The organism is Pedobacter segetis (assembly GCF_016623585.1).
Taxonomy (GTDB): domain Bacteria; phylum Bacteroidota; class Bacteroidia; order Sphingobacteriales; family Sphingobacteriaceae; genus Pseudopedobacter; species Pseudopedobacter segetis.
In genome coordinates, this window is sequence record NZ_JAEHFY010000018.1 from 50,335 (window position 1) to 71,906 (window position 21,572).

The 21,572-nt window shown below is 36.5% G+C and carries 18 protein-coding genes and 1 tRNA gene; 15 read left to right on the top strand and 4 right to left on the bottom strand.

Annotated features, from left to right (window positions below):
- The first annotated feature begins 17 nt into the window (after positions 1–17).
- The gene (locus I5M32_RS12855) at positions 18–944 is read left to right on the top strand and encodes a nucleoside hydrolase (protein WP_200587027.1); all 927 of its coding nucleotides are present in this window, start codon (positions 18–20) and stop codon (positions 942–944) included.
- A gap of 85 nt (positions 945–1,029) precedes the next feature.
- On the opposite strand, the gene I5M32_RS12860 is transcribed toward I5M32_RS12855, so the two are convergent.
- The gene (locus I5M32_RS12860; protein ID WP_200587029.1) at positions 1,030–1,731 is read right to left on the bottom strand and encodes a DUF547 domain-containing protein; all 702 of its coding nucleotides are present in this window, start codon (positions 1,729–1,731) and stop codon (positions 1,030–1,032) included.
- A 56-nt stretch (positions 1,732–1,787) separates the two neighbouring features.
- Between I5M32_RS12860 and I5M32_RS12865 the strand changes: the two genes are divergently transcribed.
- The 6 genes from I5M32_RS12865 to cfa all read left to right on the top strand — a co-directional run bounded on the left by I5M32_RS12865 (position 1,788) and on the right by cfa (position 7,806).
- Positions 1,788–3,032 (top strand): ABC transporter substrate-binding protein, encoded by a 1,245-nt coding sequence (locus tag I5M32_RS12865; RefSeq protein ID WP_200587031.1) that lies wholly within the window; start codon positions 1,788–1,790, stop codon positions 3,030–3,032.
- Between the two features lie 110 nt (positions 3,033–3,142).
- On the top strand, positions 3,143–3,997 hold the full coding sequence (locus I5M32_RS12870; RefSeq protein ID WP_200587033.1) for an ABC transporter permease: 855 nt from the start codon (positions 3,143–3,145) through the stop codon (positions 3,995–3,997).
- Positions 3,981–4,760 (top strand): ABC transporter permease, encoded by a 780-nt coding sequence (locus tag I5M32_RS12875; RefSeq protein ID WP_200587035.1) that lies wholly within the window; start codon positions 3,981–3,983, stop codon positions 4,758–4,760. Before I5M32_RS12870 ends, I5M32_RS12875 begins: the two co-directional genes overlap by 17 nt.
- Entirely contained in the window at positions 4,760–5,476 is a 717-nt protein-coding gene (locus I5M32_RS12880; protein WP_200587037.1) for an ABC transporter ATP-binding protein, read from the top strand. The genes I5M32_RS12875 and I5M32_RS12880 overlap by 1 nt, the downstream gene beginning before the upstream one ends.
- 4 nt (positions 5,477–5,480) lie before the next feature.
- Entirely contained in the window at positions 5,481–6,488 is a 1,008-nt protein-coding gene (locus I5M32_RS12885) for a radical SAM protein (protein ID WP_200587039.1), read from the top strand.
- A gap of 202 nt (positions 6,489–6,690) precedes the next feature.
- A complete protein-coding gene (gene cfa, locus I5M32_RS12890) occupies positions 6,691–7,806 on the top strand; it encodes a cyclopropane fatty acyl phospholipid synthase (protein WP_200587041.1) in 1,116 nt (371 codons plus the stop codon).
- 92 nt (positions 7,807–7,898) lie between these two features.
- Here cfa and I5M32_RS12895 read toward each other — a convergent pair whose 3' ends face one another.
- Entirely contained in the window at positions 7,899–8,558 is a 660-nt protein-coding gene (locus I5M32_RS12895) for an HAD family hydrolase (protein ID WP_200587043.1), read from the bottom strand.
- A gap of 128 nt (positions 8,559–8,686) precedes the next feature.
- Between I5M32_RS12895 and I5M32_RS12900 the strand changes: the two genes are divergently transcribed.
- Positions 8,687–8,773: transfer RNA gene (locus tag I5M32_RS12900), tRNA-Ser, on the top strand.
- 187 nt (positions 8,774–8,960) lie between these two features.
- Here the strand turns inward: I5M32_RS12900 and I5M32_RS12905 are convergent.
- Positions 8,961–9,581: a tetratricopeptide repeat protein gene (locus I5M32_RS12905; protein WP_200587045.1), complete on the bottom strand. Its 621-nt coding sequence runs from the start codon at positions 9,579–9,581 to the stop codon at positions 8,961–8,963.
- A 245-nt stretch (positions 9,582–9,826) separates the two neighbouring features.
- On the opposite strand from I5M32_RS12905, the gene lon reads away from it, so the two are divergent.
- Positions 9,827–12,304, top strand: coding sequence for an endopeptidase La (gene lon, locus I5M32_RS12910; protein WP_200587047.1), 2,478 nt, complete (start codon positions 9,827–9,829; stop codon positions 12,302–12,304).
- 341 nt (positions 12,305–12,645) lie between these two features.
- Positions 12,646–13,611 (top strand): lipid A deacylase LpxR family protein, encoded by a 966-nt coding sequence (locus I5M32_RS12915; protein ID WP_200587049.1) that lies wholly within the window; start codon positions 12,646–12,648, stop codon positions 13,609–13,611.
- Between the two features lie 165 nt (positions 13,612–13,776).
- Here the strand turns inward: I5M32_RS12915 and can are convergent, their stop codons facing one another.
- The gene (gene can / locus I5M32_RS12920; RefSeq protein WP_200587051.1) at positions 13,777–14,475 is read right to left on the bottom strand and encodes a carbonate dehydratase; all 699 of its coding nucleotides are present in this window, start codon (positions 14,473–14,475) and stop codon (positions 13,777–13,779) included.
- 169 nt (positions 14,476–14,644) lie between these two features.
- Between can and I5M32_RS12925 the strand changes: the two genes are divergently transcribed.
- The 5 genes from I5M32_RS12925 (at position 14,645) to I5M32_RS12945 (ending at position 21,564) form a co-directional block, all read left to right on the top strand.
- Positions 14,645–16,186 carry an acyl-CoA carboxylase subunit beta gene (locus tag I5M32_RS12925; protein ID WP_200587053.1) on the top strand — a complete coding sequence of 514 codons (1,542 nt, stop codon included), beginning with the start codon at positions 14,645–14,647 and terminating at the stop codon, positions 16,184–16,186.
- An 81-nt stretch (positions 16,187–16,267) separates the two neighbouring features.
- Positions 16,268–19,516, top strand: coding sequence for a S41 family peptidase (locus tag I5M32_RS12930; protein WP_200587055.1), 3,249 nt, complete (start codon positions 16,268–16,270; stop codon positions 19,514–19,516).
- Positions 19,517–19,555: 39 nt separating this feature from the next.
- Positions 19,556–19,978 carry a GNAT family N-acetyltransferase gene (locus I5M32_RS12935; RefSeq protein WP_200587057.1) on the top strand — a complete coding sequence of 141 codons (423 nt, stop codon included), beginning with the start codon at positions 19,556–19,558 and terminating at the stop codon, positions 19,976–19,978.
- A gap of 278 nt (positions 19,979–20,256) precedes the next feature.
- The gene (mazG, locus tag I5M32_RS12940; protein ID WP_200587059.1) at positions 20,257–21,054 is read left to right on the top strand and encodes a nucleoside triphosphate pyrophosphohydrolase; all 798 of its coding nucleotides are present in this window, start codon (positions 20,257–20,259) and stop codon (positions 21,052–21,054) included.
- A 54-nt stretch (positions 21,055–21,108) separates the two neighbouring features.
- Positions 21,109–21,564: a hypothetical protein gene (locus I5M32_RS12945; protein WP_200587061.1), complete on the top strand. Its 456-nt coding sequence runs from the start codon at positions 21,109–21,111 to the stop codon at positions 21,562–21,564.
- Positions 21,565–21,572: the final 8 nt, after the last annotated feature.

The window sequence follows — 21,572 nt, forward strand, 5'->3', positions numbered from 1 at the left end:
ATAAATAAAGAAAAATTATGGAAAATAAACCTAAAAGAATTTGGTTCGATTGTGATATTATGATTGGTATCCCCTCGCCAAAACCACGTGAAGTTGATGATGGCATTACTTTGATGATGGCCCTACGTCAGAAAAACATAGAAATTGTTGGGATTAGCATTGTTACAAATGTAGATTACGGTTATGAGGTTACCCAAAAAATGCTAAAATGGTACCATACGGGCGCACCTATCCCTGTGTATAAAGGTTCTGATCTGGCAAACGATCTGGGAACCGAAAACGATGCCACCAGAGCTTTGGCAGATGCTTTGCGAAAAGAAAAGTTGTACATATTGGCTTTGGGACCAAATACAAATATTGCCACCGTGTTAAAAAACCACCCAGAATTGGCAAGCCAAGTAGAAGAGATTTCTTTCTGCATAGGCCGCCAACCAGATTATGAGTTTAGGCCGGGGTTGGGGCATCATCCTGTTTTGGATTATAATTTTGAAAAGGATGTTGCGTCTATGCAAGTAATCTTAGATACGAATATTCCTTTGTTATTCTCTGGCTTTGAATGTAGCTGCTCCATTTTATTGGGCGACGTAGATGTTGATCGTTTGAAAGATAACGGGCATGAAGGCGATGAATGGGTTTACCAACAATTGGTGCCCTGGATCGCTAGGGCAAAAACCGCTTTTGGGGTTAATGGTTTTATTCCTTACGATTGTACGCCTTTAGGTTATTTTACCCATCCAGAGTATTTTAAGTATTATGAGGATATTCCTGTAGAAATCAATATCAAGAAAAATGATTCTAACTTTTTTGGGATGGATACCAGAACAGAAAAGGAGTTTTTAGAGGTTTCTTATGATTTTAAATCGAGCAGGAAAGTAAAATATGCCTACAAAACTTTACCCGGTTTTGAGGAGAAGATCATTGAAAGCTTATTGAGGAGGGATTAAGTATTAAGTTTTAAATTTTAAGTATTAAGTTTTAAGCTATATGTGCTTGCAAACAACATAAGAGTTAAAGCCTAAAATTTATTACTTAAAGACCGTTTAAAGCACAATTATAAGGCAAATATTCAATTTCTGATGAAGGGTTTATTTTGGTTTTTGTGTAATTGTTCATCCAAGCTAACAAAGTAAAGTTATTATTGAACTGTTCAGAAAAATCGTCCCAATACCATTGAAAAAGACTAGAAACACCAATTGGGCTTTGATCTAGAGAGTTTTTATCCGGATCGTTAATAAAATCACTGGTTTGATCCTCCAGTTGTTCTTCTAATTTATCGGCAATAAAGGCTTCGTTTCTAAATTTAGGGCAAGAAAAAGAAGCACAAACCAAACAAAAATGGATGCGTGGTTCATTAAAATCTTTTCTCAAGATCTCATGTTCTAGCTTATCCAAGGTAAACTCCTCCTCTCCTATTTTAAAGAAAGATATTTTAAATGGAGATTGTTGATGTGCAGCACCAATATCTTTGATATTACCTAAACCGTAATTATTTGTGATTAATTTTACGGTAAACGCGTTATAAGCATTGATCCAATAGGCTAGTTTATGTTTTACGGTCCACTCGTTTTGTGGTGGATTTTTGGTCAATAAATCTAGGTAAATATCTAGCTCGGGTTCTTCGTTTTTAAATCCTTTATAATTCACAAAGCCTTTATTATCAACAAATTTACCAACTAAAACATCCCATTGTAGATGTTGATGAAACGTATCTGAATGAAACTGATTTGCCATATTTTTCAAAGCTATTTAAAATAAACGAGTTTGATTATCTAAATTAAATTATACTGATGTTAAAATTAAAAACGATTCTTTCTGGTATTGTGATCCTGAGTGTTTTTGCTTGCAATAACGATAGAAAGACTGCAAATGGTTCTAAAGACGAGAACAATGATCCCATGATGAAACAATCTTGGGAGCAAATAGAACAGAAGGCCAAAGGCTCTACGGTTACCTGGATGAAATGGACGGGCGACAAAAAAGCAAATAAATATATTGATGATATCTTGATACCTAGGATCAAAAACAGATTTGGGATTACCTTAAAGATCATCCCGGGGCAAGGCCCTTCAATTGTGAGCAGCATTATGAGCGAGCGGGAAGCAAATGTAGAAAAAGGACAAACAGACATGGTTTGGATAAACGGAGAAACTTTTTTCCAAATACAACAAATAAAAGGTTTGTATGGGCCTTTTACCTATAAATTACCAAGCTCGCAATACATCAATTACGAAGATCCCATTATCAAATATGATTTTCAGCAAGACATCAAAGGCTATGAAGCACCTTGGGGAAAGGCTTCTTTTATCGCTTTAACTGATGGCGCAAAAGTTAAAAACCCGCCTGTAAGTATGCAAGATTTTGAAACTTATTGGAAAGCTAATCCGGGGAAATTCACTTTGTCTTTAGATTTTACAGGTTATACCTTATTAAAAACCTGGCTGATTGAATTAGCAGGCGGAATTGATAACCTTAAAGGAGATTTTGACCAAAAAAAATACGATAAATACAGCGCACAACTTTGGGATTTCATCAACAGAAACAAAAAATATTTTTGGAAAAAAGGAGAAACTTTTCCAGATAATGCAGTAACAATTGCCCAGCTTTATGCCACAGGCGAGGTAAATTTTGGTTTTTCTTTCGGCTTTACCGCTGTTGATAAAGGTATAAAAGAGGGATTGTTCCCTAAAACCACCATCGGTTATGTTTTAAAACCCGGGAGCATCCACAATACCAGTTATTTGGCTATCCCTTTTAATGCAAGTAATAAAGAAGGTGCTTTGGTGGTCATTAATTATTTGTTATCACCAGAAGCGCAAATAGAAAAAAGCGATATTAATAATGGCGGAGGAACCCCAGTATTTGATGTTTCTAAATTAAGCCCAGAGCTAAAGGCCAAATATGATGCGCTTGAAAAACCAAAATACGGCATGACGGAAGAAGAAGTTTTGGCAAAAGCCATTGTAGAACCACATTCTATGTATATGATAAAAGTTGCGGAAGATTTTAGAAAGAAAGTAATTGATAAGAAATAAGTTGAAAGTTATAGGTATTAGGTTGTAAATTTTGATTAGAATTTTAAAGTGGAAAGGTTAAACTTAGATGGTATTTCAAAGCTTGGGTCTAAGTTCTCGTATTATAAAAAATGTTTAAAAAACCAATAAATATCATTTCATTTTTATTGCTCTTTGTATTTGCAATCCTTCCCTTAGTTCTGGGTTTTGGCTTTGCGGTTGCTTATAGCTTTGGTTTAATTGGTGTTTTAAATAAAGGTTTTACTTTAGAAAACTGGTTGGCGTTGTTTGAGAATAACGATGTAGTAATTTCTTTTATTTATAGCGCTTGGTTGGCTATTGCTTCCCTAACCATAAGCGTGGTAGTTTCTATGGCAATTGCTATAAATTTCAATAAAAAATTTAGTAAAGGCATATATTCATATTTGGTTTATATGCCTTTGGCTTTTCCCTCTATAGTTGCAGCATTCTTTTTTGCCCAATTTTTGGGTAACGCGGGTATATTATCGCGTATTTGCTATCAACTAGGCATTATCGATAAAATACAATCTTTCCCCAATTTAATAAACGACCAGTATAGTATTGGTATAATCATCGCTCAATTTTTCTTGAGCTTACCGTTTTTTACTTTACTTTACACAGGTTTGTACCAAACAGAAAGAATTGATGATTATACAAAATTGGCCAACTCTCTAGGAGCAAAAAACCGACAATCTATTTTCAGGATTTCTATTCCAATTTTATTTAAAAAGAGCTTTCCAAATATTGTACTGTATTTTATTTTTAAAATTGGTGCTTATGAAGTTCCTCTTTTATTAGGTCGTTCATCGCCAGAAACGGTCTCTGTTTTAGCGGTAAGGAAGCTTCAAAAATTTAACCTATATGATATTCCACAAGGTTATGCCATTGCGGTAATTTATACCATCATCATCTTAAGCCTATTAATGCTTGTACTTAAAACCAATAAAAATGAGTACGACATTTAAGAAAAGGAATATATTTTTATGGTTGCTTGCATTGGCTTTTATAACGCCAATTATTACCTTATTTTTTCTTTCATTTAGCAAAAATTGGCAGTTTCCAGCCATTTTACCAAAACAATTCACTTTAGAAAACTGGCGATATTTGTTCTTTTCTGGCGGCAATATCGCTCCCAGCTTTGTGATTTCTCTGGTAATTGCTTTATCGGTTGCAACCTTTTCTACACTATTTGGTTTTATTGCCAGTAAATATATCGCCTACCACAAATTTAGGTCTAAATTATTGATGCTCACATACTTTCCCTTTGCACTATCACCAGTAATATTTGCCCTTTGCCTTAAATTCTTTTTCATAAAAATGAGTTTAACTGGTAATGTAGAAGGAATTATATTGGCGCAGCTCATTATTGCTTTCCCATATAGTGTTATTTTTTTTACAGGTTTTTGGAGTCAAAAAATTAAACAATACGAAGATTTAGTAGCAACTTTAGGAGGTACAACATCTTACGCTTTTCGTAAAATTGTGATGCCGATAGCAAAAAGTTTAATTTTGGTTTGCTTCTTCCAATGCTTTTTAATCTCTTGGTTCGAGTTTGGTTTAACCAGCATTATTGGTTACGGCAAAGTAGAAACGCTAACCATTAAAGTTTATCAATTCATTACCGAAGCAAATATTTTTTATGCTGCTTTAAGTTGTTGCCTGCTCATTTTACCACCGGTAATTTTGCTATGGTTCAACAAAAAATTCATCATCCAACAAGCTAAATAATGTTTTTACAAGTTAATCATATCCAAAAAAAATATAAAGATAAACAGGTGATCCAAGATGTTTCCTTTGGTTTAGAGGCACATCAAACTTTAAGTATCCTAGGTAAAAGTGGTTGTGGGAAATCTACCTTGTTAAAAATTATTGCAGGGATTGAAGAGCAAGATAATGGGCATGTTCTCTTGAATGGGAAGAATATCGGCAATATAAAATCTAATGAAAGAAATATTGTTTACCTTTTTCAGGAACCGCTATTGTTCCCCAATCTTAATGTTTTCGAAAATATTGCTTTTGGTTTAAGGATAAGAAAGTTGGCTTCCGCCGATATTGAACAAAAAGTAGAAGAAATGTTGGATAGCTTAGAGCTAAAAGAGCACAGTAAAAAAATGCCCCATCAAATCTCGGGAGGCCAAAAACAGCGTGTTGCTTTTGGAAGGGCTTTGATCATTAACCCGCCATTAATTTTATTGGATGAACCTTTTAGCAGTTTAGATGTAGAAACGAGGGCAACCATGCAACAATTATATAAAACCATCGCCAAAAAATTTAAGATAACAGCACTGTTTGTTACCCACGATCTAAAAGAAGCATTATTAATGGGAAACAGAATATCTTACATGGATAATGGATTATTAGAGATTTTCGAGAGCAAGAAAGCTTTTATAGATGCTGATAAAACAGGTGTTAAATCAGAAATTAACTTTTGGAATAATTTATAATACTATGAGGAACGATTATAACGATTACGGAACTATTTATTGGGTTTTTACCCAATTGTGCAATGATGAATGCGACCATTGTTATAATGATTCTGGCCCAAAAGGAGAAAGAATGACTGATGAGGAGTGTTTACAGATCATTTCTAATTTGCCCGAGAGATTGGGAAGGATAATTTTAAGCGGCGGTGAACCTATCGCCGATAAAAAACAACTGTATCTGATCTTAGATACATTAACCGCTAAATACGGCAAAGATTTCAATATCTCTTTGCAAACCAATGGCGATTTGTTAAAACCAAAGATATTGGACGAGCTGCTAGAAAAAGGCGTAAAAAGTTTTAGCATTGCCAGTTTAGATCGTTTCCACAAACATGCTGGTGCAAAATTAGCCCCATTAAAAGAACTTTTTGATAGTCGGGGTTTGGTGGATATTATGCCTTATATTACCGTAGGCGTTTATGAAGAGGGCAAGCGCCAAAAAATTGATCCAAGCTGGAAAACCTATTCTTATTTTGGGGCAAACGAAGAAATGTGGCTAGGTGGCAATTGGGCAAGAGGAAGAGCTTATGAAAAAGACCTTTGGATGCAAGACCCGCTTCATAATTTCTGTAAGATACAATCTGGGGCAAAAAACTTTTTAGGTGGTCATACCGATGTGATAGAAGAATTGAGCATCCAACTTTGGGCAATAAACCCCTGCTGCCCCGGCACCAAAAAAGCCATGGGCGATGCCCGGAAAGAAAAAGTAATCGATGTATTATTGAAGGTAAAAGAATCGCCGATATTCCAAGCCTTAAACAATGGCGAACCCTATAAAATGGGCGAAAGCATCGGTGTAACACAAAAATATGCCTTAGAAAGAGGAAAAGCCACCCAAAACATTTGTTTATGGTGCGATGAATTTTTTGAACGCCATTATGATATCGATAATTTGAGGGCCAAAACCAAAGACGAAGTAATTGGAGAATTAGATAGTTTTATCAAACTACCAGTGATCAGCAACCATCAATAATGATCTTTGGTTTAAAAATCACGATAAAAATTCAATAAATTATTTTTATCTACAGTTTAAAGGGCATTACGATCTGTTTTCATTTTTTAATGAGATGCAACTATTATTAAGCTAAGACAATTTTTTCTTAAAGTTTAACCTTTAATTAATAATTAGATAAAATTTCTATTTTTGATGAATTGGCTTACTTAATAAACCCCAAATGATATCACTCGAAAAAATCTTTAAAAAAGCTTTTGCAACCGTTGGTGTTACTGTTAACGGAGATAAACCTTGGGACATTCAGGTACGCAATCCCAAGCTGTATAACAGAATTATAGCAGGAGGTTCTATTGGTTTTGGAGAAGCTTATATGGATGGTTGGTGGGATTGCGAAGCCGTTGACGAATTCATGCACCGGGTATTATATCATCGCTTAGATAAAAAATTACCTAGGGATATTTTTACGGCATTTTATTTTTTAAACGCAAAATTCAAAAATAGACAAACCTTAGGCAGGGCAAAAGAAGTTGCTTATAAGCATTACGATATTGGTAACGAGCTTTTTGAGAAAATGCTGGACAAGAACATGATGTATTCTTGTGGCTATTGGGAAAAAGCAACCAATTTGGAAGAAGCACAAGAAGCAAAACTTGATCTAATTTGCCGTAAGCTTAAACTCGAAAAAGGAATGACGCTTTTAGAAATAGGTTGTGGATGGGGTACTTTTGCCAAATATGTTACTCAAAAGTATGGCGTTTCAGTTGTGGGCATCACCATATCCGATCAGCAAGCTATTTTGGCCCGTAAGATCAATGAAGGTTTGCCAGTTGAAATTAGGGTTCAAGATTACCGTGATGTAGAAGGAAAATTTGACAGAGTAGTATCCATCGCAATGTTAGAGGCTGTTGGATACCGTAATTTTAGGACATATATGGAAGTGGCCGATAAAAACCTAACAGATAATGGCATATTTTTTATCCATACCATTGGAGGCAACTATGATGCTAAAACAACAGATCCATGGATAGATAAATATATTTTCCCAAATGGGATGTTGCCTTCCGCAAGTCAGCTATCAAAAGCATGGCAAGGTCTTTTTGTTTTGGAGGATTGGCATAACTTTGGCACTTATTATGATCCCACATTAATGGCTTGGTTAAAAAACTTTGAAGAAAGCTGGGACAGCATTAAACATAATTATGATGAAAGATTTTACCGTATGTGGAGATATTTCCTTTGTGTTAGTGCAGCTTCATTTCGTTCAAGAAAAAACCACCTTTGGCATATAGTTTTAACAAAACCAGTACGTTTAGGGATGTACAAATCTGTTAGGTAACATTTTACACATAAATACAAACCACTTTATAACCTTCATTATTACCTTTAGCTTAACTAAATAAACCGGGGCTGCAGCTCAGTATTTGCCTATCAAATCCTAAATAAATCTAAACCATCATAATTTTTCACAAATCCGATTACATTGTCTTTAACGGCAAAATCACCGGGCGTATGTAAAGTGGTTAAAGCTACCGCTTGCATTCCGGCATTTTTAGCAGCTTCCACTCCTTTTGGGGCATCTTCAAAAACCAAACATTTGCTGTATTCCACACCTAAAATATCCGCTCCTTTTGTAAATGTTTCGGGATGGGGCTTGCTTAACATGACATCATCTGCACTTACCACCACAGGAAAGTATTTCCTAAGGTTTAAATTATCCAAAACAAAATCGATATTAAAAGGGATTGCGGCCGAACCAATGGCCATTTTAATTCCTTCATGATAAGCTTTCTCCAAAAAAACACCTAAACCATCAATCAATTTTAAATGCGGTTTAAATGCAGCTTGATACCTTTTTTCCTTCTCGATAGATAGATCGTCTATTTGTTGTTGGGTAAAATATCCTTCGCCAAAAACTCTTTCCAGCAGTTCTTGGTTTTTGCCGTACATCTGCAAAACCGTTTGATCATAAGTAATACCCGCCCCTAAATCTTTGGTAAGTATCTCAAACCAAGCTTTTGCATGAAACTGCATATCATCTATAATAGTTCCGTTAAGATCAAAAAGGTAAGCTTCAAATTTTTTATCCATGTGGCAAAATTAAGATAATGGATTAGATAGTATGTAATTTTAAAATGATGATGATTATTATCTTGAAAATCTTATTTTTGCAACCCTGTTTATCGGTATTCTGTTTTTAGCAAGCCGTTTTAAAATACGGAGAGATGTCAGAGTGGTCGAATGAGCCAGCTTGGAAAGCTGGTGTACTGGCAACGGTACCGAGGGTTCGAATCCCTCTTTCTCCGCAGAAATCATTATCAAAACACTCTGAAAGCCTGCAGATCAAATGATCTGCAGGCTTTTTTTGTTTACAATCAATGGTAGATACCCTAAATCTTAATGCTTGCGTAGTAAAATTAAAGAGAATGGTAAAATAACCTTTTAACCTCCCCTTTATCAATCAATAAGCTTCTCTTAAATTTTTTTTAGCTGCTAATTCAAATCATTGATCAGGTCTTTTGATTTTTGGATCAATGCCGTAATATCCCTACGCTCTCCATTTGTAGATGCCACTTTTTCAAAATCTGAGATGGAGGTTTTTAAATATTTTAGGGCTACCAACTTGTTATAAACACCTTGAACTTTCTGGGTTTTGTAAATTGCGTATTCTTGATTGGCTAATCCTCTATTTTGATATAGTTTCATATCCTCTGGTGTTAAATCTATTGCGGTAGAAAAATCTTTTATAGCACCCAACAACAAGGCTTCATGCTCTTTTGAAGCATAATCTGTAATACTTGATGATTGTAGAACCTTTGCTTTTCCCCTATAATAATAAGCTGCTGTCTCGGTTGGTTTCATGGCAATTAATTTATCGAAAGCGGCAATAGATTTATTGTAATCTGCCGCATGATAGCTAGAATAGCCCATCAACCATAAGGCGTTCATATTGGCGTGGTCGTTATCATAAGCTTTCTCAAAATATGAAGCTGCATTGGTAAAATTACCAACGGTCATGGCTTTTTGCCCAAGCCTTTCATAGGGTGTTTGAGCTAATGAGAGTTGTGAAGAGAGAACTATGAAGGATAATAATAGATGTGCTTTATTTTTCATTTTTTGACCTGCCAAACGGCGGATGGTAAGTTTATGTATAACGATGCTATTTGTATAATATTTTCTAAACCTAACTGACTTTATTGCATATCGTTTTTTAACTTGATAGAAATTAATTGGTTTATAAGGCATTTAATGTTTAAATCATGGCTTGGCATAACTGTTGCAAAATTAGTCTTTTTTATAAAACAAGCCATTATCAAAGATAATTCTGTCATTTTGGCGTTCAATCACAATCATAAAGCATGAGCAACTTCGATAATTTCGATTTTAACCAATCTCTACCATTAATAAATGAAGATACAGAGTTTTTTCCATTAATGTCGCCAGAAGATGAAGAGGAAATGAACAATGAGCAAACTCCAGAGATTTTATCAATTTTACCACTAAGAAATACGGTTTTATTTCCGGGTGTCGTTATCCCTATTACCGTTGGCAGAGATAAATCTATCAAATTGATTAAGGATGCTTATAAAGGCAACAAGATCATCGGCGTTGTTTCGCAAAAAGATGTGAACCTAGAAGACCCCACTTTTGAGGAGCTGAACAAAGTGGGTACGGTTGCCATCATCGTAAAGATGCTGCAAATGCCAGATGGCAACACTACGGTAATAATACAAGGCAAAAACAGGTTTCAACTGGGCGATGAAGTACAATCAGAACCATATATTAAAGCCAATGTGCAAAAATTTGAAGAAGTAAGGCCAAAATCAGACAAAGAATTTAAAGCCATGGTTTCTTCTGTAAAAGAATTGGCCATGCAAATCATCCAATTTTCGCCAAACATCCCATCAGAAGCTGCAATTGCCATTAAAAACATAGAAAGCGTACCCTTTCTGATCAACTTTATATCTTCTAACATGAATGCCTCTGTGGCAGATAAACAAACCATGTTAGAAGTAGCAAATTTAAGGGAAAGGGCAACTTTGGTTCTCACGCATTTAAGTACAGAGTTGCAGTTGTTAGAATTGAAAAACCAAATCCAAAGCCGTGTAAAAGTTGATCTGGATAAGCAACAACGTGATTATTTCTTAAACCAACAGATAAAAACCATACAAGAAGAGTTGGGCGGCAACTCGCCAGATATGGAGATAGAAGAATTAAGGAATAAAGCAAAGAAGAAGCAATGGAGCAAAGAAATTGATGCTCAGTTTCATAAAGAGCTAGATAAATTAGCAAGGATGAATCCTGCTGCTGCTGATTATTCTGTACAGATCAATTACTTAGAGGTGTTACTAGATTTACCTTGGGCGCATTTTACCAAAGATAATTTCGATCTAAAAAGAGCAGAAAAGATTTTAGACAGGGACCATTACGGTCTCGAAAAAGTTAAGAAACGCATCATAGAATATTTAGCGGTCTTAAAACTTAAAAACAACATGAAAGCCCCTATCTTATGTTTGGTGGGCCCTCCGGGAGTTGGTAAAACTTCATTAGGCAAATCAATAGCCAAGGCTTTGGGTAGAAAATACGTGAGGATGGCTTTGGGAGGTATTAGAGACGAGGCAGAAATCCGCGGCCACCGTAAAACATATATCGGTGCAATGCCCGGCAAAGTAATACAGTCTTTGAAAAAAGCGGGCGCATCCAACCCGGTCTTTGTTTTGGATGAGATTGATAAAGTGGGGAACGACTATCGGGGCGATCCTTCTTCTGCCCTATTGGAGGTTTTGGATCCAGAGCAAAATAACGCTTTCGCCGATAACTTTTTAGAGTTGGATTATGATCTTTCTAACGTGATGTTTATTGCAACCGCCAATTCTTTAAACAATATCCAGCCGGCATTATTAGATCGTATGGAAATTATCGAGGTTAACGGTTACACCATTGAAGAGAAGGTAGAAATCGCTAAGAAGCATTTGATCCCGAAGCAAAAAGAGCAACACGGGTTAAAAGCAAAGGATATTTCTTTGAAACCAACCATTATTGAGAAGATCGTTGAGGATTATACCAGAGAATCTGGAGTGCGTGGCTTGGAGAAAACTTTAGGTTCTGTTGTGCGTGGTGCGGCAACCAAAATTGCCATGGAAGAGGAATATAACACCAATTTTTCTTACGATGATGTGAAGAAAACTTTAGGCCCCCCGTATTTTGATAAAGATGCCTATGAGGGCAATGAGGTAGCTGGTGTGGTAACTGGTTTAGCTTGGACATCCGTTGGTGGCGATATTTTATTTATCGAAGCCAGTTTAAGCCCTGGAAAAGGTAAAATGACCTTAACAGGAAATCTTGGCGATGTGATGAAAGAATCTGCCGTTATTGCGATGGCTTACATTAGATCACATGCCCAACAATTGAATATTGATTATAGGTTGTTTGATCAATGGGATTTACATATCCACGTACCTGCTGGCGCAACGCCAAAAGATGGCCCTTCTGCCGGTATTACCATGCTCACTGCTTTAACATCTGTATTTACGCAACGCCAGGTTAAAAACCATTTAGCCATGACAGGCGAGATTACCCTAAGAGGAAAAGTTTTACCAGTAGGCGGGATTAAAGAGAAAATCTTAGCGGCCAAAAGAGCAAATATCAAAGAGATTATTTTATGTAAATCTAACGAAAAGGATATTTTAGAGATTAAAGCAGATTACATCAAGGATATGAAGTTTCATTATGTGACCAATATGTTAGATGTAATCGATTTGGCTTTATTCCCTCACAAGATTAAAAATCCACAAAACATAGTTTATCGGGAAGAAAAAAAACCAGAGATGGTTTAATGAGTTTTGAAGAGTTTGTTAAAACTTTTTGAATATATCGTGATTTCTGAAGAAATATAAAATATGCGACCCCTTTGGGGTCGTGTTTTTTTGTGTTGATTTCTGAAAATATGAGAACCTTACAGGTTCTGCCTATAAAATCTTAGAGCTATTAATTCTTATGATTTGCTTATGTTAAAATTACATTTGTTTATCCCAAAGCGATAAACAAATTGATCCTTCCGTTGGACCCAACCGGGACCATATAAATATGTTAATATAATTTGTACAAATATGAGAACTTTTCAAGTTCTTGCTTTTTTATGGTATTTTTAAAAGCCGAATGAATTTCGGATTTTCTTATGCAAAATTCCTTAAAATTATCTATCTCTGTTTTATTTATATTTATCTCTTTATCAGGATATTCCCAAATAAAATCTTACCAAAATGAACTGGGTTTTAAAAGTGAAAACGATTCTTATTTAGGCACCGGACAGGATAGATATTATACCAATGGACTTTTTATAACCTATAAAAGAGCAAGTAAGACAAAAAACTATACCGATTCTTTAGATTTTACCAAAAAGATTTGGAGCGCAAGCATTGGGCAATATATGTACAACGCACAAAGCGGGCAAATAACCGATATTAAGTATGTTGATAGGCCTTTTGCGGCTTACCTATATGGTGCTTTTGCGCTTCAATACCTAAACAATAAAGAACATACCGTGAAATTTGAATTACAATTGGGTACAATTGGGCCAAATGCTTTGGGTTTAGAGGCCCAAGAAGTTATCCATAAAACTTTTGGCTTTTACGATATTAAAGGGTGGGAATATCAGGTAAAAAATGAAATTGGTTTTAACGCTAAAGCTGATATATTATACCTTATCCATCGTTCTGGGAATAAAAGAGTAGATTTTTCCCTTCCTCTTGAAGGCAGATTGGGCAATACATTTACAAGCTTGAGTGCGGGGCTTTTATTTAGAACAGGGAGTTTGAACCCATTATACCACTCGGTGGCAACGCAAAGCAATGTTTCTAATTTTAAAGAAGCAGGTGTTTTAGAAAAGGAGTTTTATTTTTTCTTGAAACCGCAATTGCAATTGGTTATCTATGATGCAACTATTGCCGGGGGCTTATTCAGAACAGATAAAGGCCCGGTAACTTTTAAAACCAATCCCTTGGTTTTTTCACAAGAATTGGGCTTGGCCTATGCTAAAAAAAGGTGGACGGTAGATTTCTCTGTTATATTTAAAACTAAAGAAGAAAGCAGTATGGTGTTTTCGCACCAATACGGTTCTTTTGATTTGTATTACAGGTTCTGATTTTTTGTTAGTTACGAAAAACCTTGGTTTATAAACCCGATTGCAGCGGCATCCTCCCGTTTTTCTCGGGAGATATAGCGAAAAGCGGGACCGCAAAAACTTTATAGCTTAAACTTACTTTTTCAAAAAAAGAGCGGACATCATAAAAATATCCGCCCTTAGATTTTATTTCGCCTCAAATTTGAACATGGCCCCTAATTTCTCATCAGAATTAAAGGAAACGCCAAGATCTTTGATAATCCCCGTTTCTAAACTATAGGCCCAACCATGTACGCTCAACTCTTGCCCTTGGCTCCAAGCGTTTTGCAAAGTTGTGGTTTTACAAAGGTTATAAACGTTTTCTATCACGTTTAGTTCTACCAATCTTTTGCCTCTTTCTACCTCGTTATCCATCATATCCAATTCAAAGGCATAGGTGCGGTAAACGTCTTTAATATGTCGTAACCAATTGTCTATCAAGCCATATTGTTTGTGGCTCATTGCTGCCAAAACACCTCCGCAGCCATAATGCCCGCATACGATAACGTGTTTTACCTTTAAAACCGCAACGGCATAATCCAAAACACTCAGCATATTCATATCGGTATGGATAACCATATTTGCAATGTTCCTGTGAACAAAAATATCGCCAGGGTTTGTACCTGTTATTTGATTTGCCGGTACTCTGCTATCTGCACAGCCAATCCATAAAACTGGTGGGTTTTGCCCTTTGGCCAATTTTTTAAAATAATCGCTATCTTCCTTTAATGTTTCTGCAACCCATTCTTTGTTCCATTTTAAAAGGTTTTCATAACTAATTTCATCTGTATGATGCCCTACCGAGATGTTTTTTGTGGATATTTTATTTTCTTCTGGTTTTTTCATTTTTATGATCAAAATGGGAAATTACAATTAACCATTTTTTAAATTATGATATTGAATGACTAAATTATAAATATTGATTTCTTTTTTTTAATATTTATCAAATTAATTTTAACCATAGCTTTCACATAATTTTTATACTTTCACAATATTGCCAAAAAATCTAAAAAAAGTGGATAATAAACTAGAGAAACTTATCGCCAAAAGAGAAGAGGCTTTTCTTGGAGGAGGAGAAAAAAGAATAGAGAGCCAACATAAAAAAGGGAAATTAACTGCTCGCGAGCGTTTACATTTTCTATTGGATGATGGTTCTTTTGAAGAAATTGGGATGTTGGTATCGCATAGATCCACAGATTTTGGAATGGAAAAAGAAAAATATCCCGGAGATGGCGTTATTACCGGTTATGGAACGATAAACGGCCGGTTGGCTTATGTTTTTTCTCAAGATTTCACGGTTTTTGGAGGTTCATTATCAGAGACCCATGCCGAAAAAATCTGTAAGATTATGGATATGGCGCTCAAAAATGGCGCACCTTTAATAGGTTTAAACGATTCTGGCGGGGCAAGAATACAAGAAGGGGTGGTTTCTTTAGGTGGCTACGCCGATATTTTTTATAAAAACACCATGGCTTCTGGAGTAATCCCACAACTTTCTGCCATTATGGGTCCTTGTGCGGGCGGTGCGGTTTATTCGCCTGCCATTACAGATTTTATTTTGATGGTAGAAAACACTTCGTATATGTTCGTTACTGGGCCAAATGTGGTAAAAACTGTAACCCATGAAGAGGTAACCTCTGAAGAATTGGGCGGAGCGCAAGCCCACGCAACAAAATCTGGTGTAACGCATTTTGCCTGTGCCAATGAAATTGAAGCTATCAATCATATCAAAAAACTGTTAAGCTATATGCCTCAAAATTGTGAGGAAAAAGCTCCATTTGAGGACTATGAAGCTGGAGATGAGCAGCGAAAGAAACTCAATAACATCTTACCAGAAAATGCCAACCAACCTTATGATATTAGGGAAGTGATTGCTGAGGTAATTGACACCGATTCATTTTTAGAAGTACATAAAGATTTTGCAGAAAACATTGTGGTGGGCTTTGCCCGATTGGCAGGGAGAAGCATTGGGATCGTTGCCAATCAACCCGCATTTTTAGCGGGGGTTTTGGATATTAATTCTTCTACCAAAGCAGCTAGGTTTGTTCGCTTTTGCGATGCCTTTAATATCCCGCTTTTGGTTTTTGAAGATGTGCCAGGTTTTTTACCCGGTACAGATCAAGAATGGAATGCCATCATTACCAATGGTGCAAAACTATTATATGCTTTTTGCGAAGCCACCGTCCCTCGTATTACCGTAATTACCCGTAAAGCTTATGGTGGTGCTTATGATGTAATGAATTCTAAACACATTGGCGCCGATATGAATTACGCATGGCCAAGTGCCGAAATTGCCGTAATGGGGGCAAAAGGTGCTGCAGAGATCATTTTCAAAAGAGAGATTTCATCGGCCGAGCGGCCAGAAGAAAAATGGTTAGAAAAAGAAAAAGAATATTCTGATATTTTTGCAAACCCCTACCGAGCCGCCGAACGTGGTTTTATTGATGAAGTGATCGAGCCTGCAGAAACCCGGATCAAGTTGATCAAGGCTTTTAAAATGCTGGAGAATAAGGTGGTTAATAACCCGAGGAAGAAACATGGGAATATTCCTTTGTAAATACCTTGTTTCATAAGGGGTTAAGGTTTTAATTAATCAATACTTATCCCTATTTTTAAAGTTTTAATCAAAACCAAAAACATGAAAAAGTTTTTACTTTCTGTATGCTTTCTAATCTTTTTTCTTATTCAAGCTAAAGCTCAACAACCTTTATTTATGCAGCAACCGGCCATTTCTCCAAACGGAAAATGGATCGCCTTTGAGTATAAAGGCAATATTTTTAAGGTTTCTACAGATGGTGGGCAGGCAAATCCTTTAACCATTACATCAGATTACAATGGCTACCCTGTTTGGAGCCATGATGGTAACACTATCGCTTTCGCATCAGATCGTTACGGTAATTTTGATGTTTTTACCATGTCTGCAAATGGCGGTGCAGCAACCCGTTTAACCTATAACTCTGATAAGGATATTCCTTACGATTTCAGTACCGATGATAAAAAAGTATTGTTCGGCTCAAACAGGCATGATATTTACTCTTCGGTTCGTTTCCCCGGGGATAGTTATTGGATGAAGTTGTACGAAGTACAGACTAAAGGCGGTAGAAGTGTGATGATCAACTCTGCAGGTACAGAATATGCACATTTTAATACCACTGGCGATAAAATCATTTATCAAGATAGGAAAGGTTATGAAAACGCTTATCGTAAACACCATACCTCGGCCATTACTCGCGATATTTGGGTTTGGGATCTAAAATACGATGAATACAAGAAGGTTTCTCCTTATGTAGGCGAAGATCGCGAGCCGGTTTGGGGAAATGGCGATACTTTTTATTATTTGAGCGAACAAAAAGGAAATCAGAATTTATTTAAAGCCTCTGTGGCAACGCCGGATAAAGTAACTCAATTAACCACTTTTGAAAAAAACCCGGTAAGAAATCTTTCCCGCTCAAACGATGGAACTTTAGCATTCACTCAGGATGGCAGCATCTATACTTTTAAAGAAGGTTCTACACCTAAAAAGTTAAATTTCACCATCATGGCAGATTTTGCTACCGACCAGATTAAAACTGTCCCTGTAAAAGGGAACGCCACAGAAATCGCTGTTGCACCAAGCGGAAAAGAGATTGCCTTTGTTTATCGTGGGGAGGTTTTTGTAACTGCTGTTGATGGCTCAACTACCAAAAGGATTACCAACACCCCTTATCAAGAAAGAATGGTAAGCTTTAGTCCTGATGGTAAAAAACTATTGTACTCTGTAGAAAATGATGCCTCTTGGGATGTTTACGAAGCTAGTTTGGCCAATCCATCAGAAAAATATTTCTACGCTTCAACAGTTATCAATACCAAACCTTTGATCGCTACCGATAAAGAAGAATTTCAGGCAAGTTATTCGCCCGATGGGAAAAAAGTAGCTTATTTAGAAGAAAGGAACATTTTAAAAGTGATGGATCTAGGTACCAAGAAAACCGTAACTGTTTTGCCCGAAGGCCTAAATTATTCTTATGCCGATGGTGATCAATATTTCTCGTGGTCGCCAGATAGCAAATATCTATTAGCACAATCAAATGAAGGAAGCGGGTGGTTTGCCCCTGAGGTTGTTTTGCTTAAAGCAGATGGGAGTGGCAGCAGGATCAACTTAACAGAAAGTGGATTTGCAGATAACCATCCACAATGGGGAATGGACGGGAAAATGATGTACTGGGCAACCGATAAAGATGGGATGAAAAATCTAAGCCGCGGCAGCCAAGACGATATTTACGCCATGTTCTTTGATCAAGAAACTTGGGATAAATACCAATTGAGCAAAGAAGATTTTGACCTTCAAAAAGAGCTGTCTAAAAAAGATTCTACCAGCAAAGCTGATGATAAAAAAAACCGCAAAAAACCGAAAGATAAAGAAGATGAAAAACCAAAAGAAGATTTTGTTTTAAACCTTAAAAATTTAGACAACAGAACAGAAAAGTTAACCATCAGCTCTACAGATATTGCAGGCTTTGCGCTATCTAAAGATGGAGAGAAATTATTTTACTTAGCCCGCTATGAAAAAGGTTATGATCTTTGGGTAACCATGCCCCGCACACATGAAACCAAAGTATTGGCCAAGCTTGGCGTAAGCGGTGGTGGCCTAGAAATGAGTAAAGATGGCAAAAACCTTTTTGTTTTAGCAGGTGGCAATATTATGAAAGTTGGCGTAGATGATGGTAAAGTTTCTCCGATTAATATAGATGCCAATATGGAATTGGACGCATCTGCCGAGAGGACTTACATATTTGATCACGCTTGGAAACAAGTGAAGAAAAAACTTTTTGATCCTAAGCTACAAGGTGTAGATTGGGATGCCTACCACACCACTTATGCCAAGTTTCTTCCTTACATCAACAACAATTACGACTTTGAAATTTTTATCAGTGAGTTTTTAGGTGAGCTAAACGCCTCGCATACCGGGGGCGGTTACAGAGCAAAATTTGCCAATGGCGATGCTACTGCTGCTTTAGGTTTGTTATACGATGTAACCAAAGGCGGCAATGGTTTAGTGGTAAAAGACGTAATAAGCGGTGGGCCATTTGATAAAGCCAAAACCGATATGAAAGCAGATATGGTTATTGATAAGATCAATGGAAACGCAATTACAGATGATGTGGACTGGTCCATGTTTTTGAACCATAAAGCAGGTGATTTTACCAGGATCGATTTTCATGATCCAAAAACCAAGCAAACCTTCAGCGAGATCGTAAAACCCATTTCTAGTGGTTTAGAAACCAACACTTTACTTTACAAAAGATGGACAGATACCATGGAGCATTTAACGGATAGCCTTTCTGGCGGAAAAGTTGGTTACGTACATGTAAGAAGTATGGACGACCCAAGTTTCCGTGTAACTTTTGATAAAGTTTTAGGCAAAAACATCAATAAAGATGCTTTAATAGTAGATACGCGTTTCAACGGTGGCGGATGGTTACATGATGACTTGGTAACCTTTCTGGGTGGAAAACTGTATTTTACCCTACGTCCGCAAGGACATGTAACAACAGGTGGCGAACCCTTAAACAAATGGAGCAAACCAAGCTGCGTTTTAATGAGCGAAGGAAATTATTCTGATGCTTTTATGTTTCCATATGCCTACAAAGAATTGGGGATCGGTAAACTGATTGGTATGCCAGTTGCCGGTACCGGAACCGCCGTTTGGTGGGAAACGCAAATTGATCCAACCATTTACTTCGGTATCCCAATGATTGCGACCTACGGAGCTGGCGAAACCCACGCAACAGAAAACCATCAGTTAGAACCAGACATCAAAGTAAACAACGATTATAATAAGGTATTGAAAGGCGAAGATCAACAATTGGAGGCTGCTGTTAAAGAAATGTTGAAAGAAGTGAAATAAACTTAAGACCAAAATTGATGTTGATAATAAAATTCATATTTGGAAAATACTGATTATTCTATAGAACAAATTGCGCCTGCTGCAACCTTAATGATTCGCCAGGCAGAATTATACCCTCTAATGCTTTTAAAAAAACTGCAATTAGAGAACGATGAAGAAGGGATCCATTTTGGGCTTTTTCATAAAAACAAGCTGGTTTCCGTTGTCTCCTGTTTCGAGGGTATAGATAAATCTATGCAGTTCAGGAAATTTGTCACTTTAAAAGAGTTCCAACACCAAGGCTTTGGCTCGGCCTTATTAAATTATGTTTTGGCTTTCGCCGATGAACAGAAAACGAAAAAAATCTGGTGCAATGCCCGTACAACCGCAATTGGGTTTTACCAGAAATTTGGCATGATAGAAACAAGTGATCGATTTTCTAAAAACGGGATAGATTATGTAGTGATGCAAAAAGAATTATAGAAATCTGGTTTCGGTAATTATAATAGATAAACATAGCTTTTGGCCTTTTTAGTGCGTTAACTATTATCCCAAAAGGGATCTCTTCGGCAAAACGGCATAACCTGTTTTTTGTTACCTTGATCTTAGCCGCAGGATAAGGAAAAAAATAGAGGGAAAAGTTTCCCTAACGGCGCAGGTATGTAAAAACTGCTAAAAAGTTTATAGAAGCAATGATCAAACTCATGTATAGAAATTAATTGCTATTGATCTTTTCTTAAAACAATAGCTATTTTTACGTCATGAACATTTTCGAATCACAAAATTCGCCTGCCAAATCTTTTGAAAGATTGCTCTCCATTATGGATGATCTAAGAAATCAATGTCCATGGGATAAAAAGCAAACCCTAGAAACGCTTAGGCATTTGACCATAGAAGAAACCTATGAACTTTCTGACGCTATTTTAGAAGGCGATATGCAAGAAATCAAAAAAGAACTTGGCGATTTAATGCTCCATTTGGTTTTCTACTCGAAAATTGGTTCAGAAGGCAATCACTTTAACATTACAGATGTTTGCAACGGCATTTGCGAAAAACTGATCAACAGGCATCCCCATATTTACGGAGAAGTTGTTGCCGATACAGAAGAGCAAGTAAAACAAAACTGGGAACAGATCAAATTAAAAGAGGGTAACAAATCAGTTTTGGCAGGTGTTCCATCTTCTCTACCCGCTTTGGTTAAAGCATCAAGAATACAAGAAAAAGCCAGGGGTGTAGGTTTTGATTTTGAAGAAAAACACCAAGTTTGGGAAAAGGTAGAAGAAGAATTACAAGAGTTTAAAACAGAGTTTGATGTTGCAGAAGGTATAGAAATAGACCAAGAAAAAGCAGAGGCAGAGTTTGGCGATTTGTTGTTTTCTTTAATAAATTATGCCCGGTTCATCAACATCAACCCAGAAAATGCACTAGAAAAAACCAACCGAAAATTCATTAAAAGGTTTCAATATTTAGAATCGAAGGCGAAAGATCTAAACAAATCTTTACAAAATATGAGTTTGGCAGAAATGGATGTTTTTTGGAACGAAGCAAAGAAGTTATAGACCATTGTAGCACATCTTGTTTTATTGCCGTAAAGAAAAATAAAATAGAATGCCATGTATCTTAACAATATGCAATCTTACGCTTTTGGATCTATCCTTATTCTTTTTTTATGCTTTGCAGCCTGTGAAAAAGGAATTTTAAACGGCCCTTTAAACCCTTACGGAGAGAGAGTTGATTTAATGACATCAGAATCGGCATTGTTTGGCCCTGATGCCAATAATGGGTTAAAAATAACGGTAGATCAAATAAATGATAGCCGTTGCCCAGAAAACGCAACCTGCATTAGGGCGGGCGAAGCTGCGGTAAAGATCACAATTTATGACGCTAAAGAAAATTCTGCAACTTTTGATCTTTACTTTGGGGGCAAATCAAACTTTAAACCTGATACCGCAAATTTCTCGATCAACCAGAGCAAGTTTAAAGCTATCCTTTATGATGTAAACCCGCATCCAAAAACTGGTGAGCTACAAGATAAGGCAAAAGCCAAAATCACATTAGTAAATAATTAATTTTAAAA